At 70.8% G+C, this 3604-nt stretch carries 7 protein-coding genes; 2 read left to right on the top strand and 5 right to left on the bottom strand.

Annotation, left to right across the window (positions count from 1 at the left end):
• The 4 genes from HW578_RS24445 to HW578_RS24430 all read right to left on the bottom strand — a co-directional run.
• Nucleotides 1–411, bottom strand: a 411-nt coding sequence (locus HW578_RS24445) for an ABC transporter permease (RefSeq protein ID WP_198373312.1), incomplete at its 3' end; no start/stop codon positions are given.
• Nucleotides 411–593 (bottom strand): hypothetical protein, encoded by a 183-nt coding sequence (locus HW578_RS24440; protein WP_198373311.1) that lies wholly within the window; start codon nt 591–593, stop codon nt 411–413. The genes HW578_RS24445 and HW578_RS24440, both read right to left, overlap by 1 nt.
• Entirely contained in the window at nt 590–1915 is a 1326-nt protein-coding gene (gene proS / locus HW578_RS24435; protein ID WP_198373310.1) for a proline--tRNA ligase, read from the bottom strand. Before proS ends, HW578_RS24440 begins: the two co-directional genes overlap by 4 nt.
• A 298-nt stretch (nt 1916–2213) precedes the next feature.
• A complete protein-coding gene (locus HW578_RS24430) occupies nt 2214–2471 on the bottom strand; it encodes a DUF1467 family protein (RefSeq protein WP_198373309.1) in 258 nt (85 codons plus the stop codon).
• Nucleotides 2472–2654: 183 nt separating this feature from the next.
• Here HW578_RS24430 and HW578_RS24425 point away from each other — a divergent pair, with 183 nt between their 5' ends.
• A complete protein-coding gene (locus HW578_RS24425; RefSeq protein ID WP_198373308.1) occupies nt 2655–3020 on the top strand; it encodes a hypothetical protein in 366 nt (121 codons plus the stop codon).
• An 83-nt stretch (nt 3021–3103) separates the two neighbouring features.
• Nucleotides 3104–3295: a hypothetical protein gene (locus HW578_RS24420; protein WP_232479252.1), complete on the top strand. Its 192-nt coding sequence runs from the start codon at nt 3104–3106 to the stop codon at nt 3293–3295.
• Nucleotides 3296–3320: 25 nt separating this feature from the next.
• Here the strand turns inward: HW578_RS24420 and HW578_RS24415 are convergent.
• Nucleotides 3321–3604 (bottom strand): hypothetical protein (locus tag HW578_RS24415; RefSeq protein ID WP_232479251.1); only part of this gene is annotated, 284 nt, incomplete at its 5' end.

Genomic DNA, 3604 nt, shown 5'->3' with positions numbered 1-3604 from the left:
CTGGCGCAGCCCGCGCCGGATGGCGGGGCGTGCGCGCAGCGCCTCGGGCGGCAGGCCGCGCAGCTGTGCGGCGGCCGCGGTGCCGCCGGGGCCCGACAGCAGCACCTGGCCTTCGACGGCCGGCGCCGCCTGTGCCACGCCGGGCAGGGCTGCGAGCCGTGCGGCGATCGCCTCGGCGTCGGGCAGTGCGCGTCCGCGCTCGGGCTGCACCGTCAGATGCCCATTCAGACCGATGATCCGGTTCATCAGGTCGGCCCGGAAGCCGTTCATCACGCTGGTCACGATGATCAGCGTGGCGACGCCGAGCGTGATGCCCACCAGCGAGAAGATGGCGGTGATCGAGACCAGACGCTCCCCCTTGCGCGCGCGCAGGTAGCGGAAGGCGACGGCGCGTTCGAAGGCGTCGAACATCACGGCATGGGGCCGAGCAGCTTGAGGATGCCGCCGGCCATCAGGCCGAGCGGCACGCCCACCACCGCCCAGGCCCAGACCGGTGAATCGCTCAGCAGCAGCGCCATGGTGCCGAAGCCCAGCCCGGCAAAGAGCAGGAAATAGGCCCCGTCCAGCCAAGCCTGCCACCAGTCATCCTTCATCCGCCGCTGGTCGCGCGGATGCGCGCCACCGCCTCCTCGAGGCCGAGTTCGACGCGTTCGCCGGTGGCGCGGCGCTTCAGCTCGACGCGCCCGGCGGCCGCGCCGCGCGGGCCGATGATCGCCTGCCAGGGGAAGCCCATCAGATCGGCATCGGCGAATTTCTCGCCCGCGCGCGCGGCGCGGTCGTCATAGACCGCGGCGTCGCCGAGGCGGGCGTAGAGGTCCTCGCACATCCCATCCGTCGCCGCATCGCCCTGGCGAAGGTTCAGCACGGCGGCAGCCCAGGGGGCGACGGCATCGGGCCACTTGATGCCGGCCTCGTCGTGGTTGGCCTCGATCAGCGCGCCGACCAGGCGGCTCACGCCGATGCCGTAGGAGCCCATCTCGGGGATGATCGTCGTGCCCTCCGGCCCAGCGACGGACAGGCCCATCGCCGCACTGTACTTGGTGCCGAAGTAGAAGATGTGGCCCACCTCGATCCCCCGCCCCTCTCGGCGGCGCTCGGCCGGCACGGCGGCCCAGGCGGCTTCGTCGTGCATCTCGTCGGTCGCGGCATAGGCGGCGGTCACGCCGTTGAAGAAGGCCTCGAGCCCCGCGACATCGTCGGTCGAGACATGCGTCCCGGCCCAGTCGGTGGTCTCGTAGGTGGCGTCGTAAAAGACGCCGCTCTCGCCCGTCTCGGCCAGTATGATGAACTCGTGGCTGAGGTTGCCGCCGATCGGCCCGGTATCGGCGCGCATCGGCACCGCGGTCAGGCCCATGCGCTGGAAGGTCCGCAGATAGGCCAGGAACATCTGGCGGTAGGAATGCTGCGCGCCGGCCTGGGTGGCGTCGAAGGAATAGGCGTCCTTCATCAGGAATTCGCGCCCGCGCATCACGCCGAAGCGCGGGCGCACCTCGTCGCGGAACTTCCACTGGATGTGATACAGGTTGCGGGGCAGGTCACGATAGGACTTCGCGAACTGCTTGAAGATGTCGGTGACCATTTCCTCGTTGGTCGGGCCGAACAGCATCTCGCGCTCGTGCCGGTCGCGGATGCGCAGCATCTCCTTGCCGTAGTCGTCGTAGCGGCCGGATTCGCGCCAGAGCTCGGCCGGCTGGATCGTCGGCATCAGGATCTCCTGCGCGCCGGCGCGGTCCTGTTCCTCGCGCACGATCTGCTCGACGCGGCGCAGCACGCGCAGCCCGGCGGGCAGCCAGGCATAGATGCCGGCCGAGGTCTGCCGCACGAGCCCCGCGCGCAGCATCAGCCGGTGGGAGGCGATCTGCGCCTCGGCGGGGGTTTCCTTGAGCGTCGGCAGGAAGGCGCGGGAGAGGCGCACGGCGTGACCCTATGGTGTGTGAGCGCGCGAACCTACCGGCGGCGGCTCCGCGCCGGAAGGGGCGTGTGCGGCGCAAAAAGAAAGGGCCGCGCCCCGAAGGTCGCGGCCCAAGTTTAGGGAGGAAACGCCAGTCACACGGCAGAAAGAGAACCAATCTCTTCCTGCACCCAGGATGCTGGCGCGGTGGCCCGCCGACAATCGCAAAGCCTGCCCGCGGAGCCGGAAAATGCGCCTTCCAGACGCATCCTGCGCCATTCGCAGGCAGTTCCCTTTCATCGCTGCCGCTTCAGCGATCAGGTCAGGGCATCGCCAGGAAGCCGGTGCGGAACGAGAGCCAGTCGCTCTCGATCACCCACCAGATAATCCCCCAGATGACCGCCGTGAGCACGGTGGTGCCGAGCACCTTCCAGCCCAGATTCGCCACCACCGGCGTGCCACGCCACCCGCCGGATTCGATGTCGCCATCGGGGTCGGGGCGTGTGCCGATCGGCAGGACGCAGAACAGCGCCGTCCACCAGACGAGCAGGAAGACGACGATACCGGTAAACACTGTCATGGTGGCTAGGTGGAGCGGATTGCGGCGACGCGCCAGGGGGTTCATCCTCCAGCGCGTGTGAGAGCCGCGAAGGATACGGAGGCCCCATGTCCAGCACCGTCCGGCCGATGCCCTTATCCCGCATTCTCTTGCTGCTTGGCGGTATCGCCTTCGCCACGCTGCCATCCCCACTGAACCTGTTTGATGCAGGCGCCCACGCCGCTGGTGGTGGTGGCGGAGGAGGCGGTGGTGGCGGCGGTGGCGGGGGAGGTGGCGGAGGCGGTGGCGGGGGAGGCGGCGGCGGAGGTGGCGGCTCAGGCGGTGCTGGCGGATCCGGTGCTAGCGGCGGTGCTGGCGGCGGCAATGCCGGCGGTCACGGCGGCGGTAACGCAGGTGGCCAGTCGCCCGGAAATGGTGCGGCGAATGCCGGCGGCCGTGGCGGTAGCGTGGGCGGCGGGCGTGGCGACGCGGGTGCAGCCGCATCAGGCAGAGGTGTCGGGGCTGGTCTGGGCCGCGGCAATGATGCCGGGCGCGACCGCGGCGCCGTCGCCAGCGCACTGGGTGCCCTAAACGCCGCCCATGCCTCGCCGACGGCGCGGGCCAACGCCGCGCCGAATTCCCGCGTCGGACAAATCGCCTCGTATCAGCAAGCGATGCTCAGCGCGCTCTCGATGCCGACGCGGACCCCGACCGAGGTAGCCCTTCGTGACCAGGCGATCGCGGAGGCACGGGCGCAGGAACTCGCGGCCGCCGCGAACCGGCCGGTCAGCGCGGCGGTGGTTACGCAGGTGGACAGCCTGCTCGGCCTGCCGTCCATCGACCCGACTCTCGGCGTGACGCGATAGGCCCGGTGGCCCCGGCATCAGGCCGTCAGCGGACGCGCTCCCTCAGTCGATCGATCACCGCGGGGTCGTAGGGCCTCGAGGCGGAAATCCCCTGGCTTGCGGCGAAGGTCCCCAGCGCGGCGCGGATCTCCGGGCCGTCGCGGCCATCAATGGGTCGCGTCCAGCCGCCGGTGCTGGCCAGTGCCGACTGGACGAAACGGACGAGTGGCCGATCAACCGCCGCGACCGGGCCGCGCGCCGTCTCGGCGGCGATCCGCGCGGCGGCCTCGCGCGCCTGCGCCGGCGGCACCCGCACGGCGAGTGCCTGCC

Origin of the sequence: Roseomonas rosulenta (assembly GCF_016106005.1) — a bacterium.
GTDB lineage: Bacteria > Pseudomonadota > Alphaproteobacteria > Acetobacterales > Acetobacteraceae > Neoroseomonas > Neoroseomonas rosulenta.
Note: the sequence above shows the minus strand (reverse complement) of the source record. Positions and strands in the feature narration are given on the sequence as shown.

Coding starts and splice junctions, on each gene's coding strand:
- HW578_RS24440 (WP_198373311.1), bottom strand. CDS start 593: ATGAAGGATGACTGGTGGCAGGCTTGGCTGGACGGGGCCTATTTCCTG.
- HW578_RS24430 (WP_198373309.1), bottom strand. CDS start 2,471: ATGACAGTGTTTACCGGTATCGTCGTCTTCCTGCTCGTCTGGTGGACG.
- HW578_RS24425 (WP_198373308.1), top strand. CDS start 2,655: ATGCAGGCGCCCACGCCGCTGGTGGTGGTGGCGGAGGAGGCGGTGGTG.
- HW578_RS24420 (WP_232479252.1), top strand. CDS start 3,104: ATGCTCAGCGCGCTCTCGATGCCGACGCGGACCCCGACCGAGGTAGCC.